Origin of the sequence: Plantibacter sp. ME-Dv--P-122b (assembly GCF_030209375.1) — a bacterium.
Taxonomy (GTDB): domain Bacteria; phylum Actinomycetota; class Actinomycetes; order Actinomycetales; family Microbacteriaceae; genus Plantibacter.
Map to the genome: position 1 here is coordinate 1 of NZ_JARVSC010000010.1, position 21,181 is coordinate 21,181.

At 69.9% G+C, this 21,181-nt stretch carries 22 protein-coding genes; 14 read left to right on the forward strand and 8 right to left on the reverse strand.

Going from position 1 to position 21,181, the window contains the following annotated elements; all coding sequences use genetic code 11:
• The first annotated feature begins 230 nt into the window (after positions 1-230).
• From rpmB to QRN19_RS16530, 8 genes are all read left to right on the forward strand, one after another.
• Entirely contained in the window at positions 231-467 is a 237-nt protein-coding gene (gene rpmB / locus QRN19_RS16495; protein ID WP_056010522.1) for a 50S ribosomal protein L28, read from the forward strand.
• Positions 467-634: a 50S ribosomal protein L33 gene (rpmG, locus tag QRN19_RS16500; RefSeq protein WP_056010525.1), complete on the forward strand. Its 168-nt coding sequence runs from the start codon at positions 467-469 to the stop codon at positions 632-634. Before rpmB ends, rpmG begins: the two co-directional genes overlap by 1 nt.
• Before the next feature lie 2 nt (positions 635-636).
• Positions 637-942: a 30S ribosomal protein S14 gene (gene rpsN / locus QRN19_RS16505; RefSeq protein ID WP_064294760.1), complete on the forward strand. Its 306-nt coding sequence runs from the start codon at positions 637-639 to the stop codon at positions 940-942.
• 174 nt (positions 943-1,116) lie between these two features.
• The gene (locus tag QRN19_RS16510) at positions 1,117-2,475 is read left to right on the forward strand and encodes a DHA2 family efflux MFS transporter permease subunit (protein WP_502928321.1); all 1,359 of its coding nucleotides are present in this window, start codon (positions 1,117-1,119) and stop codon (positions 2,473-2,475) included.
• 203 nt (positions 2,476-2,678) lie between these two features.
• Positions 2,679-2,960: an HU family DNA-binding protein gene (locus QRN19_RS16515; RefSeq protein ID WP_064294762.1), complete on the forward strand. Its 282-nt coding sequence runs from the start codon at positions 2,679-2,681 to the stop codon at positions 2,958-2,960.
• 161 nt (positions 2,961-3,121) lie between these two features.
• On the forward strand, positions 3,122-4,291 hold the full coding sequence (locus QRN19_RS16520; protein WP_285028278.1) for an exonuclease SbcCD subunit D: 1,170 nt from the start codon (positions 3,122-3,124) through the stop codon (positions 4,289-4,291).
• The gene (locus tag QRN19_RS16525; protein WP_285028279.1) at positions 4,291-7,509 is read left to right on the forward strand and encodes an AAA family ATPase; all 3,219 of its coding nucleotides are present in this window, start codon (positions 4,291-4,293) and stop codon (positions 7,507-7,509) included. The genes QRN19_RS16520 and QRN19_RS16525 overlap by 1 nt, the downstream gene beginning before the upstream one ends.
• 87 nt (positions 7,510-7,596) lie before the next feature.
• Positions 7,597-9,591: a bifunctional copper resistance protein CopD/cytochrome c oxidase assembly protein gene (locus tag QRN19_RS16530; RefSeq protein ID WP_285028280.1), complete on the forward strand. Its 1,995-nt coding sequence runs from the start codon at positions 7,597-7,599 to the stop codon at positions 9,589-9,591.
• Between the two features lie 68 nt (positions 9,592-9,659).
• Here the strand turns inward: QRN19_RS16530 and QRN19_RS16535 are convergent, their stop codons facing one another.
• Entirely contained in the window at positions 9,660-10,727 is a 1,068-nt protein-coding gene (locus tag QRN19_RS16535; RefSeq protein ID WP_285028281.1) for a hypothetical protein, read from the reverse strand.
• A gap of 66 nt (positions 10,728-10,793) precedes the next feature.
• Here QRN19_RS16535 and QRN19_RS16540 point away from each other — a divergent pair, with 66 nt between their 5' ends.
• Together QRN19_RS16540 and QRN19_RS16545 are read left to right on the forward strand one after the other, a co-directional pair.
• The gene (locus QRN19_RS16540) at positions 10,794-12,053 is read left to right on the forward strand and encodes an ATP-dependent DNA helicase (RefSeq protein ID WP_079003639.1); all 1,260 of its coding nucleotides are present in this window, start codon (positions 10,794-10,796) and stop codon (positions 12,051-12,053) included.
• Positions 12,054-12,235: 182 nt separating this feature from the next.
• Positions 12,236-12,667: a hypothetical protein gene (locus tag QRN19_RS16545; RefSeq protein ID WP_285028282.1), complete on the forward strand. Its 432-nt coding sequence runs from the start codon at positions 12,236-12,238 to the stop codon at positions 12,665-12,667.
• Positions 12,668-12,741: 74 nt separating this feature from the next.
• On the opposite strand, the gene QRN19_RS16550 is transcribed toward QRN19_RS16545, so the two are convergent.
• From QRN19_RS16550 to QRN19_RS16565, 4 genes are all read right to left on the reverse strand, one after another.
• Positions 12,742-13,401 carry a biliverdin-producing heme oxygenase gene (locus QRN19_RS16550; RefSeq protein ID WP_285028283.1) on the reverse strand — a complete coding sequence of 220 codons (660 nt, stop codon included), beginning with the start codon at positions 13,399-13,401 and terminating at the stop codon, positions 12,742-12,744.
• A gap of 94 nt (positions 13,402-13,495) precedes the next feature.
• Entirely contained in the window at positions 13,496-14,110 is a 615-nt protein-coding gene (locus tag QRN19_RS16555) for a hypothetical protein (RefSeq protein ID WP_285028284.1), read from the reverse strand.
• 1 nt (position 14,111) lies between these two features.
• Positions 14,112-14,522, reverse strand: coding sequence for a DUF4383 domain-containing protein (locus QRN19_RS16560; RefSeq protein ID WP_285028285.1), 411 nt, complete (start codon positions 14,520-14,522; stop codon positions 14,112-14,114).
• Positions 14,523-14,660: 138 nt separating this feature from the next.
• A complete protein-coding gene (locus QRN19_RS16565; protein WP_350224041.1) occupies positions 14,661-14,969 on the reverse strand; it encodes a DUF2470 domain-containing protein in 309 nt (102 codons plus the stop codon).
• Between the two features lie 146 nt (positions 14,970-15,115).
• Between QRN19_RS16565 and QRN19_RS16570 the strand changes: the two genes are divergently transcribed.
• Positions 15,116-16,414, forward strand: coding sequence for a serine hydrolase domain-containing protein (locus tag QRN19_RS16570; protein ID WP_285028286.1), 1,299 nt, complete (start codon positions 15,116-15,118; stop codon positions 16,412-16,414).
• Between the two features lie 103 nt (positions 16,415-16,517).
• Positions 16,518-17,066, forward strand: a complete 549-nt coding sequence (locus QRN19_RS16575) for a DinB family protein (RefSeq protein ID WP_285028287.1) — start codon at positions 16,518-16,520, stop codon at positions 17,064-17,066.
• A 29-nt stretch (positions 17,067-17,095) separates the two neighbouring features.
• Here the strand turns inward: QRN19_RS16575 and QRN19_RS16580 are convergent, their stop codons facing one another.
• Positions 17,096-17,659 (reverse strand): CGNR zinc finger domain-containing protein, encoded by a 564-nt coding sequence (locus QRN19_RS16580; RefSeq protein WP_285028288.1) that lies wholly within the window; start codon positions 17,657-17,659, stop codon positions 17,096-17,098.
• A gap of 90 nt (positions 17,660-17,749) precedes the next feature.
• Between QRN19_RS16580 and QRN19_RS16585 the strand changes: the two genes are divergently transcribed.
• Positions 17,750-18,685: an EamA family transporter gene (locus tag QRN19_RS16585; protein WP_285028289.1), complete on the forward strand. Its 936-nt coding sequence runs from the start codon at positions 17,750-17,752 to the stop codon at positions 18,683-18,685.
• A gap of 5 nt (positions 18,686-18,690) precedes the next feature.
• Here QRN19_RS16585 and QRN19_RS16590 read toward each other — a convergent pair whose 3' ends face one another.
• Positions 18,691-19,839: an NAD(P)-binding domain-containing protein gene (locus tag QRN19_RS16590; RefSeq protein ID WP_285028290.1), complete on the reverse strand. Its 1,149-nt coding sequence runs from the start codon at positions 19,837-19,839 to the stop codon at positions 18,691-18,693.
• 63 nt (positions 19,840-19,902) lie between these two features.
• Positions 19,903-20,475 carry a hypothetical protein gene (locus QRN19_RS16595; protein ID WP_285028291.1) on the reverse strand — a complete coding sequence of 191 codons (573 nt, stop codon included), beginning with the start codon at positions 20,473-20,475 and terminating at the stop codon, positions 19,903-19,905.
• A gap of 40 nt (positions 20,476-20,515) precedes the next feature.
• Between QRN19_RS16595 and QRN19_RS16600 the strand changes: the two genes are divergently transcribed.
• Positions 20,516-21,181 (forward strand): SIMPL domain-containing protein, encoded by a 666-nt coding sequence (locus QRN19_RS16600; protein WP_285028292.1) that lies wholly within the window; start codon positions 20,516-20,518, stop codon positions 21,179-21,181.

Here is a 21,181-nt window from a genome sequence, read left to right on the forward strand (position 1 = left end):
TCTTCGTTGAAATGGCCACCCAAGGTTCTTGGGTGGCCATTTTGCGTTAAGTCGTAGAAACACGAATTTGCAAAACGCCTGGTCACAGCGTACGCTTGACCCTTGGTGTGGACGCTCCATGTCCACATCGTGTTCACGATCCCCCACCGCTCACGCCGACCGGGATCGCGCACGCCGACAAGAGATCTTGGGCAGGGCAGTCGCCCTGCGGTAATGAAGGAGAAACTACTATGGCAGCAGTGTGCCAGGTGACAGGAGCCGTTCCCGGCTTCGGTCACAACATCTCGCACTCGCACCGTCGCACGAAGCGCCGCTTCGACCCGAACGTGCAGAAGAAGACCTACTACGTGCCCTCGCTGCGTCGTAACGTCACCCTGAAGGTGTCCGCCAAGGGCATCAAGGTGATCGACGCCCGTGGCATCGAATCCGTCGTCAAGGACATTCTCGCTCGTGGGGTGAAGATCTAATGGCTAAGCAGCAGGACGTCCGTCCAATCATCAAGCTCCGTTCGACGGCTGGTACCGGTTACACGTACGTGACCAAGAAGAACCGTCGCAACAACCCAGACCGTCTCGTGCTCAAGAAGTACGACCCCGTAGTGCGCAAGCACGTTGAATTCCGAGAGGAGCGCTAAACATGGCTAAGAAGAGCAAGATCGCCCGTAACGAGCAGCGCAAGGTTATCGTCGACCGCTACGCCACGAAGCGCGCCGAGCTGAAGAAGGCCCTCGTCGACCCCGCCGGGACCGACGAGTCGCGTGAAGCAGCTCGCCTCGGCCTCCAGAAGCTTCCTCGCAACGCTTCGCCGGTTCGCCTCCGCAACCGCGACGCGATCGACGGTCGCCCGCGAGGCAACCTCTCGAAGTTCGGCATCAGCCGCGTTCGCTTCCGCGACATGGCGCACAAGGGCGAACTGCCCGGCGTCCGCAAGTCGAGCTGGTAACACCCGCTCAGTCGGAGCTCACATTCCGCTGACACAGCATCGCAACATCGAAAGGGCCGTCCGCATCGCGGGCGGCCCTTTCGCGTTGTCGGCGACAGCTGCAAGGATCGAACGATTCCCACATCCACCGAGGAGGCGCTGCTGGACGTCCGCACGCAACGAGCCATCGCCCTCCTGGTCGCCGGCTGCTTCTTCATGGAGAACCTCGACGGGACCATCCTCACCACAGCCGCACCGAGTATCGCCCGGGACCTCGGCACCTCGTCGACCGCCGTCGGGCTCGCCGTCACCGCATTCCTGCTCACGGTGGCCGTCCTCATCCCCGTCAGCGGTTGGCTGACGGACCGGTTCGGTGCCAAGCGCATCTTCGCGCTGGCGATCGCGGTGTTCACGATCGCCTCCGTGCTGTGTGCGTTGAGCTCGAGCCTGCCAATGCTCGTCGGCTTCCGGGTGCTCCAGGGTGTCGGCGGGGCGTTGATGGTGCCGGTCGGCCGCTTGGCCGTGCTCCGGGTGACGCCCAAGGAGCGGTTGATCCAGGCCATCGCCCTCCTGACGTGGCCCGCCCTCGCCGCCCCGATCATCGCGCCGTTCCTCGGTGGGGTCATCACCCAGTACGCCTCCTGGCATTGGATCTTCCTCATCAACGTGCCGATCGGTGTCGTCGCCTTCGTCGTGGCGCTCCGCATCGTCCCCGACTTCGCCGCCGACGAGGTGCCTCCGCTCGACTGGCTCGGCCTGTCGCTCGCCTGCGTCGGGCTCGCGTCGCTCCTCGTGGCGGCGTCCCTGGTGTCCGGCGCCGGGTTCGACGCCCGGTGGTTCGCCGGGTCGCTCGTGGCGGGCATCGTCCTGCTCGCCCTCGCGATCCGACACCTGTTCCGTGCGCCGCACCCGTTCGTCGACCTCCGTTCGCTGCGGATCGAGACCTTCCGGCTGGCCAACGCCGGCGGCAGCGTCTACCGACTCACGATCAGTGCCGTCCCCTTCCTCCTGCCGCTGCTGTTCCAGGACGCCTTCGGCTGGACGCCCGTGCAGGCCGGTTCGATGGTGCTCTTCCTCTTCGCCGGCAACCTCGCGATCAAACCGGCGACGACCTGGATGCTGCGGCGGTTCGGATTCCGGCTGGTGCTCGTGTCGTCGAACCTGATCGGGGTCCTGTGCATGGCGGCGATGGCGTTCCTCACCGCCGACACGTCGATCGTGCTGACGGCGGCGCTGCTCTTCCTCAGCGGGGTCGCCCGGTCGATCGGGTTCACGGCCTACAACACCATCACCTTCGCCGACGTCGAACCCGCTGCGATGTCGCGGGCCAACACGCTCAACTCGACCCTGCAACAGGTCGCGAGCGGCTTCGGTGTCGCTGTCGGAGCGATCCTGCTGACGACCGGATTCTCCCTCGAGGGCGGGATCGGTGGCGGCGAACTGCTGCCGTATCAGTTCGCATTCCTCGCGATCGCCGTCCTGACGCTCTTTCCGACGGTCGAGGCGTGGTTGCTGTCGCGAGCGGCCGGGCACAGTGTCATCGGCGTCCGCTGAGCGGCCATACCGACGCCTCCCAGCTGGGAAACGACCGACACGCGGGACCGTTTGTCCGCGTACAGCGGAGAAATCCGCGAAATCTCGCGGATTACTGCTACATTCGAGGCGGTCACACCGACCAGTTGGTGCCGTATCAGCGACACCTTCGCTACCAACACATCAGCTGTACGTTGCAGCAACGTCCGAGGAGGACCCTCACAATGGCAAATTTGAACAAGACCGAACTCGTCGCCGCCATCGCCGCATCGACCGGCCAGAGCCAGGCGACCGTCGGCAGCGTTGTCGACGCGCTGTTCACCACCGTCGCTGAGACCGTCGCCACGGGCGGCAAGGTCTCGATCCCGGGTTGGATCGCCTTCGAGCAGACCGACACCGCCGCTCGCACGGGCCGCAACCCGCAGACCGGCGCCGAGATCCAGATCCCGGCCGGCAAGCGCGTCAAGGTGACCGCCGGCTCGAAGCTCAAGGCTTCCGTCAAGTAAGTCGTCGCGGGCGTCAGCCCGCATGGACTCGGACCACGGAAACACTCCGCCGGTCCAGACCACACGGCAGGGCGTCGCGCGAGCGGCGCCCTGCTGTCGTTCGTCCAGGGGTGGACCAGGCACGGGGCGAGGTGTCGGCGGCTCCGCCTAGCATTGCTGTCATGCGGATCCTCCACACCTCGGACTGGCACCTCGGCCGTTCGCTGCACGGGGTCGACCTGCTCCCCTTCCAACGCGAGTTCCTGACGCACCTCGAGCAGGCGGTCGTGGACCACGAGGTCGACGTCCTCCTCGTCGCCGGCGACATCTACGACCGAGCGATCCCGCCGGTCGAGGCGGTGACGCTCCTCTCGGAGTCGCTCGGTCGTCTTGCCGGCCGCACCCGCGTCATCCTCGCCCCGGGCAACCACGACTCGGCCATCCGGCTCGGCTTCGGCGCCGCCATGCTGCGCGACGGGATCGACATCAGAGCCGACCTCGCGCGCGTCGGTGAACCGGTCCTGGTGGACGACGAACACGGACCTGTCGCCTTCTACCCGCTGCCCTACCTCGACCCCGACACCGCACGAGGTGTCCTCGCCCCGGACGACCAGCCGCTCGTGCGGTCGCACGCCGCCGTCATGGGTGCGGCCCTTGATCGAGTCCGCGTCGATCTCGCGCAGCGTCGCAGGCACGGAGCGGTCCGATCGGTCGTCGCTGCGCATGCGTTCGTCATCGGTGGTCTCGCGAGTGACAGCGAACGCGACATCCGGATCGGCGGGGTCGATGCGGTGCCCGCCCAGCTGTTCGACGACTTCGACTACGTCGCGCTCGGCCACCTCCACGGTGCGCAGCGCGTCGGGGCCGCGACGGGCGTCGACCGCATGCGGTACTCCGGGTCGCCGCTCGCCTACTCCTTCTCCGAACGCAACCAGGTGAAGTCGAGCGTGCTGGTCGACCTCGCCGCCGACGGTTCCGTGCACCTGGAGCTGCTGCCGACGCCGGTGCCGCGACGGCTCGTCGACGTCACCGGAACCCTCGCAGCGCTGCAGGGTCCCGCGGGAGACGACGCCGTCGACGCCTGGGTGCGCGCCACGGTCACCGACGACGTCCGGCCACCGGAGCTGTACGCCACCCTGACCCGCCGCTTCCCGCACCTGCTCGTCTGGTCGCACGCGCCGGCGAACCGCTCGGAGGAGGCACGTGCCGCCGCCGTCACGGCGGTCTCCGACCCGGTCGAGGTCACCGCCGAGTTCATCGAGTACGCGACGGGTGCACCGGCGACGACCCGCGAACGAGAGCTCATCGTGGCGGCGAACGAGGCCGCACTCGCCGCGGAGGTGAGCGCCTGATGCGACTGCACCGACTCACGCTGCAGGCCATCGGCCCGTACGCCGGTGAGCACACCATCGACTTCGTCGAACTCGGACGGGCGGGTCTGTTCCTGCTGGAAGGCCCGACCGGCGCCGGCAAGTCCACGATCATCGACGCCATCGTCTTCGGGCTGTACGGCGAACTCGCCGGGACCGGGGCCAGCAAGGACCGCCTCCACTCGCACCACGCGCAGCCCGGGACGGAACCGTTCGTGGAGCTCGTGTTCGAGACCGGGTCCGGCGTGTACCGGGTACGGCGGACGCCGGCCTACCAACGGCCGAAGCAGCGCGGTGCCGGCTTCACGCCGCAGCAGGCGAGCGCAACCCTCGTCCGCCTGACCGATCCCGACGCTCCGGCGGGAGAGACCCTGTCGACCCGCGCGCAGGAGATCGGTCCTGAGATCAGCCGGATCGTCGGTCTCACCCGGGAGCAGTTCGTCCAGACGATCGTCCTCCCGCAGGGCGAGTTCGCGAAGTTCCTCGCCGCCGGCGGTGAGGAGCGCAGCGAGCTGCTCCGGTCCCTGTTCGGGACGGAGCACTACGAGCGGCTCGCCAAGCATCTCGTCGAACAGCGACGACAGGCCCACCGCGACATCGAAGGGGCTCGCGAGGCGCTCGGCCGCGCGATCGCCCGGTTCGCGGGAGCGGCCGAGCTCGACGACGCACGGGAACTCGTCGCGGGCCGGGGAACGGACGCCCCGGCCGGGATGGATGCCGTGGCGACGGCTGACGCTCTCGGCGACGACGCCGCGACGGCCTCCGACCCGTCGACCGCAGCACCTGACCCGGAGGTCGACACCGACCAGGCGACCCTCGCGGTCCCGCTCGAACCCGATTCCGAAGACCTCGTCGGCGATGCCGGGCGCATCGTCGCCGTCCTCGAGCGCCACGCCGCCGCCGACGCCTCGACCGCTGCCGAGGCGCGGGACGCTCTCGACCGCGCTCGCGCCGACCACACTGCCGCTCAGACGCTGCTCGCGTCCATCGAACGTCGCGCAGAGCTGCTGACCGAGCGCGAACTGCTGTCGGTGGACGACGAACCGGTCGCGCGGCTCTCCGAGCGGATCGCGGCAGCGGCTCGGGCGGACACCGTGGCGTCCGCGCTCGCCGGAGCGGCCAGGGCATCGGCGGCGCTCGACGACGCCATCGCGTCGCTCGCCGCGGTGGAGGAGCAGGCTGACGAGGCGATCGTCGCGCTCGACGACGCGTCCGTTGCTGCGCGCCGCGAATCCCTCACCGTTGAGCGGGCGTCGATGGCCGCCGTGCTGGTCCTCGAAGCCGCCGCCGCCGAGCGAGAGCTCGCGCTCGCAGCGCTCACTGAGGAGCTCGCGACGGTCGACGAACGACTCGCCGAGCTCGCAGCGGAACAGACACGACGAGACGCGCGCCGGGCAGTGCTCGGCTCGGCACCGGAGCGCGCGTCGCGTGCCGCCGCCGAGCTGGCCACGGCCGCCCGGTCCGTCGAGCGCGTGGCTGAACGCCGCGCGGTGCTGGATCGGGTGGACGCGGCCGACGAACGCCTCGCCGGGCTCGCCGACGAGGTCACCGAGGCCGCCACGGCCGCGAAGTCCGCGATCGAAACCGAGACGTCGCTGCGTCTCCGCCGGATCGAGGGCATGGCGGGCGAGCTCGCCGCGGGCCTGCGGGACGGCGAGCCGTGCAGCGTCTGCGGGTCGCTGAGTCACCCGGCGCCCGCCGTGCTCGACGGAGACCACCCCGACGAGGACGCGGTCGACGCGGCGTCCGTCGTACGGGCCGATGCCGAGGCGACGATGCAGGCGGCGCAGAACACCCGCGACATCGCTCGAGCCGAGCACCGTCGCCTCGTCGAGCAGTTCGTCGCGCTGGCCGACGACCCGAGCGACGTGGCTGCGACCGGCTCCACCGACGATCCGACGGCAGCGACGACCGGCTTCGACCCGGTCACTGCGCGAGCGGCCGTCGAGGCGGCCGCTGCGGAGGCCGACCGGCAGCACGCGGAGGCCGTGGTCATCGCCGAGCTGGCGGACGCCGAGGTCGCGGAGGCCGGGCGCCTCGCGGACGAGCACCTGGCCGGCGTGGTCGCGGTGGCGGAACGCACTGCCACCCGGGCGACGCTGACCGAGCGGCTCGCCGCCGCGCAGCGCGTCCACGAGCAGGCCCGCGCCGAGGTGGCCGGCGCCCTCGACGGTCGGGCAGCCTCGCTGGCCGAGCTCGACGCGATGCTCGAGGCCGAGCTGTCCTCGCTGTCCCTGCTCGCGGCGGCACGGGCGACCGTCACCGACCGGCGGCAGCGTGACGCTGAGCGCACGGTCGAGCTCGCGACGGCGCTCGAACGGGCCGGGTTCCCCGACCGCGCAGCCGCGGAGGCCGCAGCCATGACCGGCGTCGAGCGGGCGAGTGCCGAAGCGCGGGTGGCCGATCACCTGCGTCACACGACCGCGAACGCGGAAGCGCTCGCGAGCCCGGCCATCGCCGGTGTCGCCGGGGCCGAGACCCCCGACGTCGAAGCGACGGCCCGTCGACTGGCCGACGCCGAGGCGGCGGCAGACACGGCGACCGCAGCGGCCGCCGTCTCCGCGCGACGAGCGACCAACGCGGCGGCGGCCTGTACGGCCCTCGCCGAGGCGGCCGACGAGAACGCCGACGCGGTCCGCGAGGCCGCGGCCGTGGTCCGCCTCGCCGACGTGGTGTCGGCCACGGGTAGTGAGAACAGCACGAAGGTCACCCTCGGCACCTACGTCCTCCTGCGCCGCTTCGAGGACGTCGTGGCGGCGGCGAACGCGCGCCTGGAGTCGATGTCCGGAGGTCGCTACGAACTCGTCCGCAGCGACCTCAAGGAAGGACCGTCCCGCAGTCAGCGCGTCGGGTTGTCGCTCACGGTCCACGACCACCGGACCGACCGGCGTCGCGATCCGAAGTCGCTGTCCGGTGGCGAGACGTTCTACGCCTCGCTCTGCCTCGCACTCGGGCTGGCGGACGTCGTGACGGGCGAGGCCGGCGGCGTCGAGCTCGGCACGCTCTTCGTCGACGAAGGGTTCGGCAGTCTCGACCCCGAGACGCTCGACACCGTGATGGCCGAGCTCGGTCGGCTCTCGGCCGGCGGGCGCGTCGTCGGCGTCGTCAGCCATGTGGAGGAGATGAAGCAGCGCATCGGTGAGCGCATCGAGGTGCGGCGGCTCGAAGACGGCTCCTCGACCCTGCTCGTCCGGGCGTGAGCGGCGCCCTTCGACAGGCTCAGGGACCAAGTGCCGGCTGAGCCCGCTGCGGTCTGGGTTCCCAGCAGCGCCGCGTAGGCTTGCAGCGTGAATCGTGTCGTCCGCCTCGCGGGTCCTGCCCTCCTGCTCCTCGTGGCTGTGGCGACCCTCCTCGCGGGACTGGCCTTCGGCGGCGGAGCGGATGCGCAACTCCTGGGTGATCCCGGTGCCGTCGTGCGGTGGGGACTCCCGATCGCACAACTGCTCGTCAACCTGAGTGCCGCCGTCACCATCGGCGCGCTGCTCATGGCGTGCTGGGCGCTCAGCCCGGACCGACGCGAGTACGGCGCGGCGCTCGACGTCGCCGCAGCCGGCGCCGCCGTCTTCACCGTCGCGTCCGGTGTGACGGGCTTCTTCACCTTCCTGAACGTCACGCAGGTGCCGCTCACCTTCGACGACGCGTTCGGCGCGAAGCTCAGCCTCTTCTTCACCGGTATCGAGTCGGGCCAGGCCTGGCTGCAGACGACCCTCATCGCCGCGGCCGTCACGGTGCTCTGCTTCGCCGTCCGCAACCACACGGTGCTCGTGTTCGTCTTCGGACTGTCACTCGTATCGCTGCTGCCGATGGCCCAGCAGGGTCACTCCGCCGAGGCGAGCGGGCACAACGCCGCCGTCACCGCGCTCGGCCTGCACCTCGTGTTCGCCGCCATCTGGCTCGGTGGTCTGCTCACGCTCGTCTTCATCCGCAAGACCCTCGAAGACGGCCGGCTCGCCCCCGTCCTCATGCGGTACTCGACCGTGGCGCTCGTGTCGTTCGTCGTCGTGGCGGTCTCCGGGTACGTGAGCGCCGAGCTGCGCATCGGCTCGCTCGACCGCCTGGGCACCCCGTACGGCATCCTCGTCCTCGTCAAGGTCTTCGCGCTGCTGGCGCTCGGCCTGTTCGGGGCGCTGCAGCGCCGGGTGCTCATCGGCCGCATCGAGCGCTCCGCTGCTGCACGTGCGGACACCCCCGCGGGCCGCACCGGCACCTTCTGGTGGCTGGTCGCCCTCGAGCTCGGGTTCATGGGCATCGCCTCCGGTGCCGCCGCAGCCCTCGCGAAGACGGCCCCGCCGGTCGACCAGACCGTGCCGACCGCGCCGACACCCGCGGTGCTGCTCACCGGTGAGGAACTGCCGCCGGAACTGACCTTCGCGCGGTACTTCACCGAGTGGAACATCGACCTCCTCTGGCTGCTGGCCTGCGCCTTCGGCATCTTCTTCTACGTCGCCGGCGTCGTCCGCCTCCACCGTCGTGGCGACTCCTGGCCGATCCTGCGCACCGTCAGCTGGGTCCTCGGGCTGCTCGTGCTCTTCTACCTCACCTGCGGCGGTATCAACGTCTACCAGCCGTACCTCTTCAGCGTGCACATGCTCGGTCACATGGGTCTCACCATGCTCGTCCCCGTGCTCCTCGTCCCCGGAGCCCCGGTCACGCTGCTCGCGCGCGCCGTGCGGAAGCGATCCGACGACTCCCGAGGGGGTCGGGAGTGGGTCCTCCTGGCCGTGCACTCGAAGTTCGCGGGGATCATCTCGAACCCGATCGTCACTGCGGTGCTCTTCGCCGGATCACTCTGGGTGTTCTACTACACGCCGCTGTTCCGCTGGTCGATGGAGGACCACATCGGTCACGAGTGGATGGTGGTGCACTTCCTCATCACCGGCTACCTCTTCGTGCAGTCGCTCATCGGCATCGACCCGGTCCCGTACCGCCTGCCGTACCCCATGCGTCTGCTGCTGCTCTTCGCGACGATGGCGTTCCACGCGTTCTTCGGGCTGGCGATCATCTCCTCGACCGGGCTGTTCCTCGCCGACTGGTTCGGGGCGATGGGACGGACCTGGGGGCAGGCGCCGCTCCTCGACCAGCAGACGGGCGGCGGGATCGCCTGGAGCGTCGGCGAGATCCCGACCCTGGCGCTCGCCGTCGCCGTCGCGATCTCGTGGAGCAAGAGCGACGCCAAGGACCAGAAGCGCCTCGATCGCAACGCGGACCGCACGAACGACGCGGAGCTCAACGAGTACAACGAGCGCCTCGCGCGCATGGCGGCCAACGACACCCGCTCCTAGCCCGCGAACTGTCACTCCGGAACAGTGTGAGGGGTGTCGGACTGTGCCGGAGTGACAGTTCGCGGGCTTCAGCGGAGGTCGATGTAGAGGGAACCGTCGTCGCGGATCGTCACGAACGCCGACAGGGTGAAGGGGACGTCCTCGTCGAGGGTCGAGACCGTGCCGTCGAACAGCGACTTCACGTCGACGACGAGGTGCGCGGCTCCGGCCGTCGCCGGCATCTGCCAACCGGTCTCGCCCGGCTGGACCGCGACCACGGGGTAGGCGGCGATGGACCACACCGGCAGGTCGTCCACGCGATCGCGGATCACCATGCCGAACGGGCACCCGGTGGGCTGGAGGACCTGTTGCGTGGCGCAGTTGTCGAGGTAGCCGTCGATCTGCGTCTGGACCTCGGAGACGAAGTCCGTGGTGGCGCTCGCCGTCACCTCGGCGTCGACGACGCTCGCGACCTCGGTCGTCGTCGCCGTCTCCACCGACGCCGCCAGGTAGGTGGTGTCGACGTCGAAGTCGACGCTGCCCGGTGTGAAGGTGAGGAGCGGGATGGTGGAGGTGAAGGCCCCCTCGGTGCCATCCGCGACCCGGCGGGTGTCGAGCTCGAAGCCGTTCGCTCGGAACCCGGTCGTGTGTGCGACGGTCAGCTGGACGACGCTCAGTGGGCTGGTCTCGAAGCGCCACGACGGGAACAGCCCGAAGGTACGCTCGCCGCTCGTGATCGAGAACGCCGTGCTGTGCGGCTGTCCCGCCAGTCGGTACGAGAACGTCACCTCGTGGGCGCCCGAGGCGGTCGTGACGTCGGAGACGAGGCGCACGTCTTCGATGGTGCCGAGCGCCTCGCTCCGGAGCAGGGCGTCCGAGCTCTCGGCGGGCAGGCCCGCGTCGGCGAGTTCGGTGGAGCTCAGGGCGACCCCTGGCAACGCGAGCGCGGTCGCGGCGTCGCCGTCTGCGAGGGCATCCAGGTACCCGCGCGCGAAGGAACCGGCGCCGTAGACGTCGCGCGCGACGGCCGACCAGGCGGAGACGATGGCCGCGACGAGCAGTGCCGCGATGCAGAGCCACAACACGACGGCGCGGATGAACGCACCGCGCACCGTTCCCGGGCGTCGCAGCTCCCCACGTGTCGCGACATGGCTCATCCTGACATCCTAGGCGGGCACCTCGCGTAGGATTGGAGGGCGAAAACGGGAGGGAACCGAAGCATCATGAGCGTAGCCCTCTCCGCCGAGCAGCAAGCCGTCTTCGACCGCATCGAGAGCACCCGCGAGCACCTGTTCGTCACGGGTCGAGCGGGCACGGGGAAGTCGACGCTCCTCAACCACCTCGCCTGGAACACCTCGAAGCAGCTCGCGATCTGCGCCCCGACCGGAGTCGCCGCGCTGAACGTCGGCGGACAGACGATCCACTCGCTGTTCCGCCTGCCGATCGGGCTCATCGCCGACCACACGATCGACCAGAACGATCAGACCCGCAAGCTGCTCAACTCGATCGACACTCTCGTCGTCGATGAAGTCTCCATGGTGAGTGCCGACCTGATGGACGCCATGGACCGGAGCCTCCGACAGGCTCGGCAGCGCCCTCGCGAGCCGTTCGGCGGCGTGCAGATCGTGCTCTTCGGCGACCCGTACCAGCTCGCTCCCGTGCCGGGCAGCCTCGAGGAACGGGCGTACATCGCCGACACCTATCGCTCGTTCTGGTTCTTCGACGCCAAGGTGTGGTCCGAGACGCCGCTGCAGCTCGTCGAGCTCACCGAGATCCACCGTCAGCACGAGGCCGAGTTCAAGTACCTCCTCAACGGCGTCCGGCACGGCCAGGTCACCGCCGAGATGGCCGGCCGGCTCAACGGCATGGGGGCGAGGACCCCACCGGAGGACGGCGTCATCACCCTCGCGAGCCGCAACGACACCGTCGACCGCATCAACAAGGCGGCGCTCGCCAAGCTCGACGGCAAGCCGCTCACCGCCAACGCTGAGGTCTCGGGCGACTTCGGCGGGCGGGCGTTCCCCGCCGACGAGGCGCTCGACCTCAAGGTCGGTGCGCAGGTCATGTTCCTCCGCAACGACAGCGAGCGTCGCTGGGTGAACGGCACGCTCGGGACCGTCGTGAAGATCGACTCCACCGTCTGGGTCGAGGTCGACGGCGAGCAGTTCGAGGTCGAGCCGGCGACGTGGGAGAAGTACAAGTACTCCTACTCCTCGGTGACGAAGCAGCTGAAGCGCGACATCGTGGCCGAGTTCACGCAGTTCCCGCTGCGACTCGCGTGGGCGGTCACCATCCACAAGTCGCAGGGCAAGACCTACGACCGCGCGATCGTCGACCTCGGCAGCCGTGCGTTCAGCCCGGGGCAGAGCTACGTCGCGCTCAGTCGGATCTCGACGCTCGATGGTCTCTACCTCTCCCGGCCGCTGCGCCCGAGCGACATCATCGTCGACACCGACGTGAAGCGGTTCATGTCGGGGCAGTAGCGTCTCCGGTCTCGGCCGAAGCCGTCCGGTCCCTGAGCCTGTCGAAGGGCGACGTTGCATCGGTGGCACGTGCCCTTCGACAGGCTCAGGGACCGGGTTGGGCTCAGGGACCGGGGTCGGGCTCAGGGACCGTCAGAGTTTCCGCGAGCGGGACGGCACCCGAAGAACTACGCTTATCGCTCATGACCTATGGACAAGCTCAGTGGCCGCAGCCCGGTCCGATCACCGCCTGGCGCACGCTCGAGCTGAACGCCAGCAAGCCGCCGTTCGCCGGATACTGGGGGTTCATCCCACTCGTGGTCCGCATCGACGGTTTCGAGCACCGCCCGAGCTGGGGCCCGTCGCAGTTCACGGTTCCGGCCGACCGGCCCGTGCAGGTCTCGTGCTCGATGGCCTGGCTGTGGGAGTTCGGCCGTGCCGACTACCTGCTGCAGCCGGGCGAGGCGCCGACGCTCGACTACATCGCCCCGGCGCAGCAGTGGGTCTCAGGCTCGCTCGCGCCGAGGGGTCAGGCGGTCATCAAGGGACGCGGCGCGCAGATCGCCGTGTACGCCGTCCTCGCGCTGGTCTTCGTCGCCATGTTCGGCGTGCTGGCGCTCTCGCTCGCGATGTGAGGTGACCACGCTTCGTTCGCCCGTCTTCAGGACGGCGAGCACCCGGTCGCCCGAGCGAATGGATGAACGGGTGCTCAGGCGACGGCGGTCGCTGCGGCCTTCGCCGTCGCGAGGTCGCGGAAGAGGTCGGTGTTGAAGCGGTACGCCACCATGACCTCGTCGATCACGCGGGCCTGCTCCTCGTCGTCCCAGGGGACGGCGTCGAGCTGCTCGCGGTAGGTGTCCTTGAACTCGCGCGGCTTCGCGATGTCGCCGAAGAGGTAGAAGCCGACGCCGTTGGTGTCGAAGCCGAACTGGCGCTGCATGAGCGTGCGGATGATCTGCCCGCCCGAGAGGTCGCCGAGGTACCGGGTGTAGTGGTGCGCGACGAAGCCGCCGGGCCAGACGGCGCCGACCTCGTTGATCCGTGCCACATACCGGGCGGTGGTGGGGAGCGGGGTGATCTGATCGCGCCAGTCCGGACCGATCAGGAACTCGAGGTCCTGCACGATGGCGGGGAGCCGCGTCAGTTTGTCGCTGATGAACGGAGCGGCGACGGCATCGGCGCGCATGCGGTCGGCTGCGGCCTCGAGCGCCTCGTAGATGAAGAAGTGCTGTGCGACGAGGGCGATGTAGTCGTCCTTCGAACCCTTCCCGGTCATGAGGTCGCTCATGAAGTCCGCCCCCTCGCTGGAGGAGTGGCCGGACGACGTACGCTCGCGCAGGGCCTGGGAGAAGGGGATCACAGTGCTCATGTCGGACTCCGCGTCGGCTGGTTCGGTAAGGGTTGCCTAAGTGTAACGGGCCGGGCTCGTGAACGGGAGGGTGGATCTGTCGCTGTGGAGGGAATTAGTGGCTGCTGTGCAGGGAACCGTGCGGGACCGCGAACGCACCGGCGTTGGTCTGGGCCAATGCAGGGGTGGTGATCGCCGCCACGACCGCTGCCCCGGCGAGCAGAGTGAGCACGTACCGTCCGGTGCTCGGCTCGCGATGTGGCCGACGGCTCGCGCGCGTCACCAGGGCGTCGAGCTCGAGTTCGTCCGGCGCCGTCGATGCGAGGGTGACCCGCCGGAGTCGCCGTGCGAGCACCCCGGCGACGATGAGCAGCAGGACCGTGGATGACAGGGTCGGCAGGAACGGGGGCACGGTCGTGACACCGAGGGAGGCGAGACCGTACAGCACCACCCAGACGACCACCGCGCCGACGGTGCCGGCGAACGACGCGCGGAGTCCCGGCACCCGGTCGCGGACGAGGACCACGACTGACCAGAGCAGCGCGGCGACCCCCAGCGTGACAAGCGGGATCGCCCCGACAGGGGAGGACCCCGCTCCGGTCGCGATCAGCACGAGACCAGCGCCGAGTGCGCACATCGCGAGCAGGCTGTTCGAGATCGACGTCGTCCCGGAGCGGACCGCGGTGTCGCCGACCGCCCGGGCGTCCTGACGTTCGACGTGGACCGACATGTCAGGCGGTCGCGACGCGGTGCGTGCGCTTGTCCGCGGCCAGTCCGGCGCCGAGGAGCACCACGGCGCTCGCGAGGTGGAGGAAGTGGTCGGCGGTGTTGAGCGCGAGGATGTTGAGCGCCGAGCCCACGATGAAGAACCCGACGACTCCGAGCAGGAGGTAGAAGCCGCCGACCACCGTGTTGACGGTCTTGGCCGCGACGACGTTCGAGAGCCCGGCGATGAGCAGGGCCGCGCCGATGAGGACGTGCGCGATGTTGTGCAGCGGGTTGACCTCGAAGATCCCGAGCAGGAGGCCGCCCTCGGTGGTGAGGAACGGTAGGCCGCCCGCGACGATCCCACCGAGGAGTCCGACGACCACGTAGACCGCGCCGAACACGGTCGCGAGCAGACGGTTGGGTGAGTGACGCATGAGTGCCTCCTGATCCTTCGTGCCGCGAGTCGTCTCGAGGCGTTGAGGAGTTCGGAGGTGCGGGTGTCGACGGTTTGGTCGCCCGATGCCGTGACCCGGGGCCGTCACCCGAGGTCGACGGCCGAGGGAGGCTGTCGCTCAGTCGTGCGGGCGTGGCTCCACGCCCAGTCGGGCGCACGCGGCGTCGTAGAGGGCCACGACCTCGCGCCGGATCTCGCCGCGCTCGGTGATCGCTCCGGCGGGCCAAGGCACCCGCCCACCCGCGGCGGTGCCGTCGACCGTCCAGGTCCACTCGCCACCCGTCCCGTCCAGCGCGATCATGGTGGCGGTCTCGGCCGCCGGCTCCAGGAAGGCGCGCACGATGAGCACGTTGTCGTCGGGGTGGTCGCCGTTCATGTGCGCCAGGACGGCGTCGACGGTGGTCTGCGGGAAGGCGTTCGAGGTCACCTCTCCAGGGAACACCATCGACGGGCCCCGCACCAGGTCCGTCGCCCGAGTGACCGGCACGCGGCGTGCGGCCGCAGCTCCCAGCCGAGCCCGGTTACAATCGGGAACAGTCTGCAGCTCCGCAGACCGCTCATCAGGGGGATGACTTGACTGCAACAGCTCCGAGGCGACGGCGTCTCGCCGCACTCCTTACCGCGGCGACCCTCGCGACGGTGCTCGTCGGCTGCTCGGGCCCTTCGGTGTCCGACACCGACTTCCCCGACCAGGTCAGCGGCACGCTCGCCGGCGACACGACCGACGCCATCACGGCGGCGGTCGAGGCCGCCGTCACCCAGTCCGGATCCTCCGGTGCCATCGTCGGCGTCTGGGCGCCGTGGGCCGGGAGCTACACGGCCGGCGTCGGCACGACCGAGCCGGGTGGCGAGACCAAGATGGACCCGTCCATGGTCTACCGCATCGGCGACACCACGCGCCCGATGACCTGCACCGTGCTCCTCGAACTCGTCGACGAGGGCAAGATCAAGCTCACCGACCAGGTCCACAAGACCCTCCCGCAGGTCCAGGGCATCGAGGGCATCACCTACCAGCAGCTGTGCAATGGCACGTCGGGGCTCGGCACCTACACGCCCGCGCTGAACGCCCAGTTCGTCACCAACCCGACCCGCAACTGGTCGATGGCCGAGATCCTCGCGAACGGCCTCGCGAGCGGCACGCGGACGGCTCCGGGGGCGCTCTTCGGCTCGAGCGACACCGGGTACATCCTGCTCGGCATGGCGCTCGAGGAGCTGACCGGTCAGTCGTGGCAGTCGTTGTACGACCACTACGTGTTCTCGCCGCTCGGCATGTCGAAGTCCAGCTTCCCCGACGCCTCCACCGTCGAGTTGCCGGGCTCGCATCCCAGGGGGTACCTGACGCCGCGCATCGCGGACGGCACCTACCAGTGCGACGCACCGACGGACGAGACCGAGCTGTCGCCCTCGATGGTGTGGACCGCCGGCGGCGTCGTCTCCTCGGTCGACGATCTGCGGAAGTTCACCCAGTCGTTCGCGTCCGGCTCGCTGCTGAACGACAGCACGTACAAGAAGCAGTGGAAGGACCCCGTCTCGCTGGGTGAGGCCGAGCCGACCTGGAAGAGCTTCGGCGTGGGTGGGCTGCAGATCGGTCCGCTCCGGGGGCAGGCCGGGTCGATCCCCGGGTCGCTCTCGGCGGCGTTCTCCGACCCGACCTCCGGCCTCACGGTCGTCGTCATGCTCAACAACTCGACGCTCGGTGCGGGCTTCGCGCAGACGCTCGCCATGCAGCTCGCGTCGATCGGTGCGAAGGCGGCACCGGCGAGCGGGCAGAAGGCCCCCGAGATCGCACTCCCGTGGTCCGAGCAGCAGATGGCGGAGCAGCTCGCCGCCTCGGCGATGGTCTGCGCCCCGCCGGTCGCCCCCGCCGGGTAACGGAGGCATCGGCACGGCGCCGCCCGCGGACGGTGGCGGCGGATCGCGGCACGATGACGCTTTCGCGAGGGCGCTGAGCCGCGCTGCTTCCTAGAGTGATCCCATGACGACGCACACCCCCGACGACGACACCATCGTCCCGGACACGAAGAACTGGACCTGGGTCCTCGAGCGCGCCTGTCCCGAGTGTGGGATGGACACCTCGCGGTTCGGGTTCCGTGACCTCCCCGGCTTGATCCTGGCGAACGCCGCCGCGTGGCCGGCCGTGCTGGAGCGCGCCGACGTCCGGGAGCGGCCCGACCCGCAGACCTGGTCGCCACTCGAGTACGCGGCCCATGTGCGTGACGTGTTCCGCATCTTCGACGTCCGGCTGCGGCTCGTCCTCGACGAGGACGATCCCGCCTTCGAGAACTGGGACCAGGACGCGACCGCTCTCGAGGAGCGCTACGGCGAGCAGGACCCGAAGCGGGTCTCGGCGGAGCTCGTCGAGGCCGCGACGGCGCTCGCCGCAGCGTTCGAGCGGGTGCCGGACGAGGCGCTCACTCGGACGGGTCGACGGAGCGACGGCGCGCGCTTCACGACCGAGACCCTCGGCCGCTACTTCATCCACGATCCGGTGCACCATCTCTGGGACGTGACGAGATCGCAGTAACGGTCGGCATCCCGGTCTGGTGACGACCGCTACTGCGCTCTCGCGCGGAACGCGATCGTGTTGACGCGATTGCTGCAGCGGACGGAGCAGTAGCGTTTCGAACCGTTGCGGGACAGGTCGACGAGGAGGCCGTCGCAGTCGTCGGCGGCGCAGAGCCGCAGGCGGTCCCAGGCGTCGGACCGGACGACGTCGACGAGTGCCATGGCGATCTCGGTCTGAACGCGGTCGACGAGCGGCGCGTCGAACTCGGTCGCGTGGAGATGCCAGTCGAAGCCGTCGTGGCGGCGCAGTTGGGGGAGTGCGGCGGACTCCCGGAGCATCGAGTTGATCTCGGCGACGGCGCGGTCGCGGCTGTCCGGAGCGTCCGCATCGGAGGCCCAGAGCGCATGGATCCGCTCCCGGAGCCCGGCCACCGCGGCCCGCTCGGGCTCGTCGCCGTCGACGCGGCCCGAGTACCGGCTGACCCGCAGGAGCTCGACGAGCTGCGGCGGTGTCGCGAGCTCGTCGGATCCGCTTCGGGATGCCGATGCGCGGGTGTTCACGAGCAGCGCGGCGAAGAGCAGCGCATCCTCGGTGTCAGGGGCAAAATGCAAGTTGACTCCTTACTCTCTGCGAGAGTAGCTTCATCTCAGCCGGGCGTCCACCCCTTCTGCCGGCCCCACTCGCGGCAGCTGGAGGCTCGCATGAAGCACTCATCCTCGACCACGGTCGGTCTGCTCGTCGCGGTGCTCGCCGCGGTCGCGTTCGGCACCTCCGGAGCATTCATCAAACCGGTGCTCGCGTCGGGGTGGAGCCCCGCTGCCGCGGTCACTGTCCGCGCCCTGATCGGCGGCCTGGTGCTCGCGCCGTTCGCCCTCATCGCGCTCCGCGGTCGCTGGGACGCGGTCTGGCGTGGCCGCTGGCGACTGCTCGGCATGGGCCTCATCGGGGTGGCGGCGACGCAGCTCGTCTACTTCGCGGCGCTGCAGACCATCGCCGTCGGGACCGCGATCCTCGTCGAGTACATGGCACCGCTGCTGCTCGTCGTCGTCGCGTGGGTCCTGACCCGACGTCGTCCCGCGACGGTCGTCCTCGTCGGCTCCGTCGTATCGCTCGTCGGGCTCGTGCTCGTCGTCGCTCCGAGCGGTGGTTCGACGCTCGACCCCGTCGGTCTCCTGTTCGCCATCCTCGCGATGGTGGGCTGCGCCGCGTACTACGTCATCTCGGCCCGACCGGCCAAGGGACTGCCGCCGGTCGCGTTCGCGTCCATCGGGCTGCTCATCGGGGCGCTCAGTCTGTGGCTCGCCGGGCTCGTGGGCGTGCCGTTCACGACCTCCGACGCCGACGTCACGGTGCTCGGCACCGACGTCGTGTGGTGGGTACCGCTCCTGTTCGTCGGGGTGGTGTCGACGGCCGTCGCCTATGCGGCGAGCATCACCGCGAGTCAGATGCTCGGCTCGCGGCTCGCCTCCTTCGCCGGTCTCCTCGAGGTGGTCGCGGCGACCGGCTTCGCGTGGATCCTGCTGGGAGAGCAGCTGTCGCTCGCGCAGCTCTTGGGCGGGGTCTGCATCCTGCTCGGGATCGGCTTCGTGCGCTCCGAGCGGGCTCCCGCCGTGCCGATCCCCGTGCCGGTGCAGTGACGGACTCAGTGCAGCGGGACCGGGACGGCTGCGTCGAGGTCGGCGAGGATCGCCAGGACCGCCGCCCGACCGGCCCGGTTCGCGCCGACCGTCGACGCTGACGGGCCGTAGCCGATGAGGTGCACCCGCGGCTCGTCGGCCGCCCTGGTGCCGTCGATACGGATGCCGCCCCCGGGCAGCCTGATGCCGAGCGGCGCGAGGTGGTCGAGCGCGGCCCGGAACCCGGTGGCCCAGAGGATGGCGTCGACCGGAAGGAACGAGCCGTCGGCGAGGACGACCCCGTGCTCCTCGATGCGGCGGAACATCGGCTGACGCGCCAGGACGCCTCGCGCCTCGGCCGCCCGCGCCCACGGCGTCCAGTGCATCCCCGTCACGGAGATCACGCTGCCCGGTGGGAGGCCCTGGCGCACGCGTTCCTCGACGCCCTTGATCGCCTCCACCCGGGCGGCGGTGTCGAAGTCGTCCTCCACCCACTCCGGTTCGCGCCGCGTCATCCACACCGTCTCCGCCACCCGCGAGATCTCCTCGAGGAGTTGGATGGCCGAGATGCCGGCACCGACGACGACGACGCGTTGGCCGCGGAACTCCTCGGCGGAGACGTAGTCGGCCACGTGCAGCTGGCGTCCGGCGAAGCGTTCGCGCCCCGGATAGGCGGGCCAGAACGGTTTCGTCCAGGTGCCGGTCGCGTTGACGACCGCTCGTGCCCGGAACGCAGCGACGGGGGAGTCGGCACCCGAGGATGCGGCGCTCGCAGCGGTCTCGACGAGGAGTCGGCCGTGTGGATCGTCGTCCTCGCGGCGGACGGCACGCACCTGTACCGGGCGGCGGACCGCGAGGGCGAACCGCTCCTCGAACGCGGCGAAGTACGGCGGGATGACGTCGACACTCGGCGAGGCCGGATCGAGCTCGGGCTTGGGCATGCCCGGCAGGTCGTAGATCCCGTTGACGGTCGACATGGTGAGCGACCGCCACCGGTGCTGCCAGGCGCCGCCCGGCGCATCGTTCGCGTCGAGGACGACGAAGGTGCGCGCTGCGCTCGCGCCCTCGGTGGTGCCCAGTGGCACGAAACCGCGGCGATGCAGGTGGTACGCGGCCGACAGCCCCGCCTGACCCGCGCCGATCACGACGACGTCGACGGTCTCCGGAGTGCTCACGTGCTCTGCAACGTCGTCGAGCGTCCGGGCATTTCCGAGGTGGTCCGAGCTCGAGTGAGCGGTTCAGCCGTGGGCCAGGACCTGCACGCCGATGACGAGGACACCGAGCAGCACGAGGGCCGCGAGCGCGACGAGCTGCTGCCAGACGGACAGCCGCGCGCGCCGGACGGCGAACCATCCGCTCAGTCCCAGGGTCACGAGGTAGACGATCGCGGACACCCGCAGTGAGGTCTCCACCTCCATGACGTCGAAGACGGCGAGGACGAGCAGGATCGTGGGCGTCGCGACGGTGAGGAGGGATCCCCAGGCGATCCGGAGCATCGTGCGCCAGCCTCGTTCGTCGGGGAAGGCTCCGTGCGCGGCGAGGTGCGCGATCATCTCGGCGACGAGACCGGCGAGGGTGATCCCGACGACACCGATGACGAGGGAGAAGAGCGCGTCGGCAGCGTCATGGTGCTCCGCGTTCGCCGCCAGCACGAGGACGATCGCGAGGCCGGTGAAGCTCGCGTAGACGCGCTCCTTCAGGTACTTCGAGACGGTCTCGACATCGCCCGGCGGGAGTCCTCGGCTGGCTGGACCGTACTCGTTCCCCCGTCGTCCCCGTCGTCGATCCGCCCACGTTCCGCCGTCCGTCATGGTCCAGAGCGTAGCCGCCGTCGGGGATAGAGTGCCGGGTATGAGTGAAACGATCATCACCGTCGAAGGGCGCTTCGACTACCACCACCCGGCCGAGCGTGGCACCGTCCTCATCTCGGCGGGGTTCCAGGGGCCGGAGCGTGAGCCCGTCGTCTCGCACACCACCTCGCTGCACCGCGCACTCAGTCAGGCGGCGGAGCAGTTCCGCTCGCAGTCGGCCGTGACCTGGTGGTCCGCCGACCGGCTCCGAGTGTGGAGTGAACGGCCGTGGAACAAGGACGGGAAGCAGTTGCCGCTCGTGCACCACGCGACGGTCGCGCTCGAGGTGAAGTTCGCCGACCTCCAGGCACTGGCCCGCTGGGCCGAGGAGATCGCGGCCCAGGACGGTGTCACGGTCACGGGGGTCACCTGGGCGCTCACCGAGGCGACGAAGCACCGCATCACGGCCGAGGCCCAGCACAACGCCGTCCGAGACGCGGTGGACCGCGCGACCGCGTACGCCAGGAGTCTCGGGCTCGGCTCCGTGCGGCCCGTCGCGCTGGCAGAACCCGGCATGCTGGGCGACGACACCCGCTCGCCGTCGAGCCAGGCCGCGGCACCGATGATGCGCGGGGCCGCGGCTCCTGCCGGCGACACCGCACTCGATCTCAAGCCGGAGGACATCACCGTCTCCTCCCGCGTGCACGCCCGCTTCGCAGCGGCATGA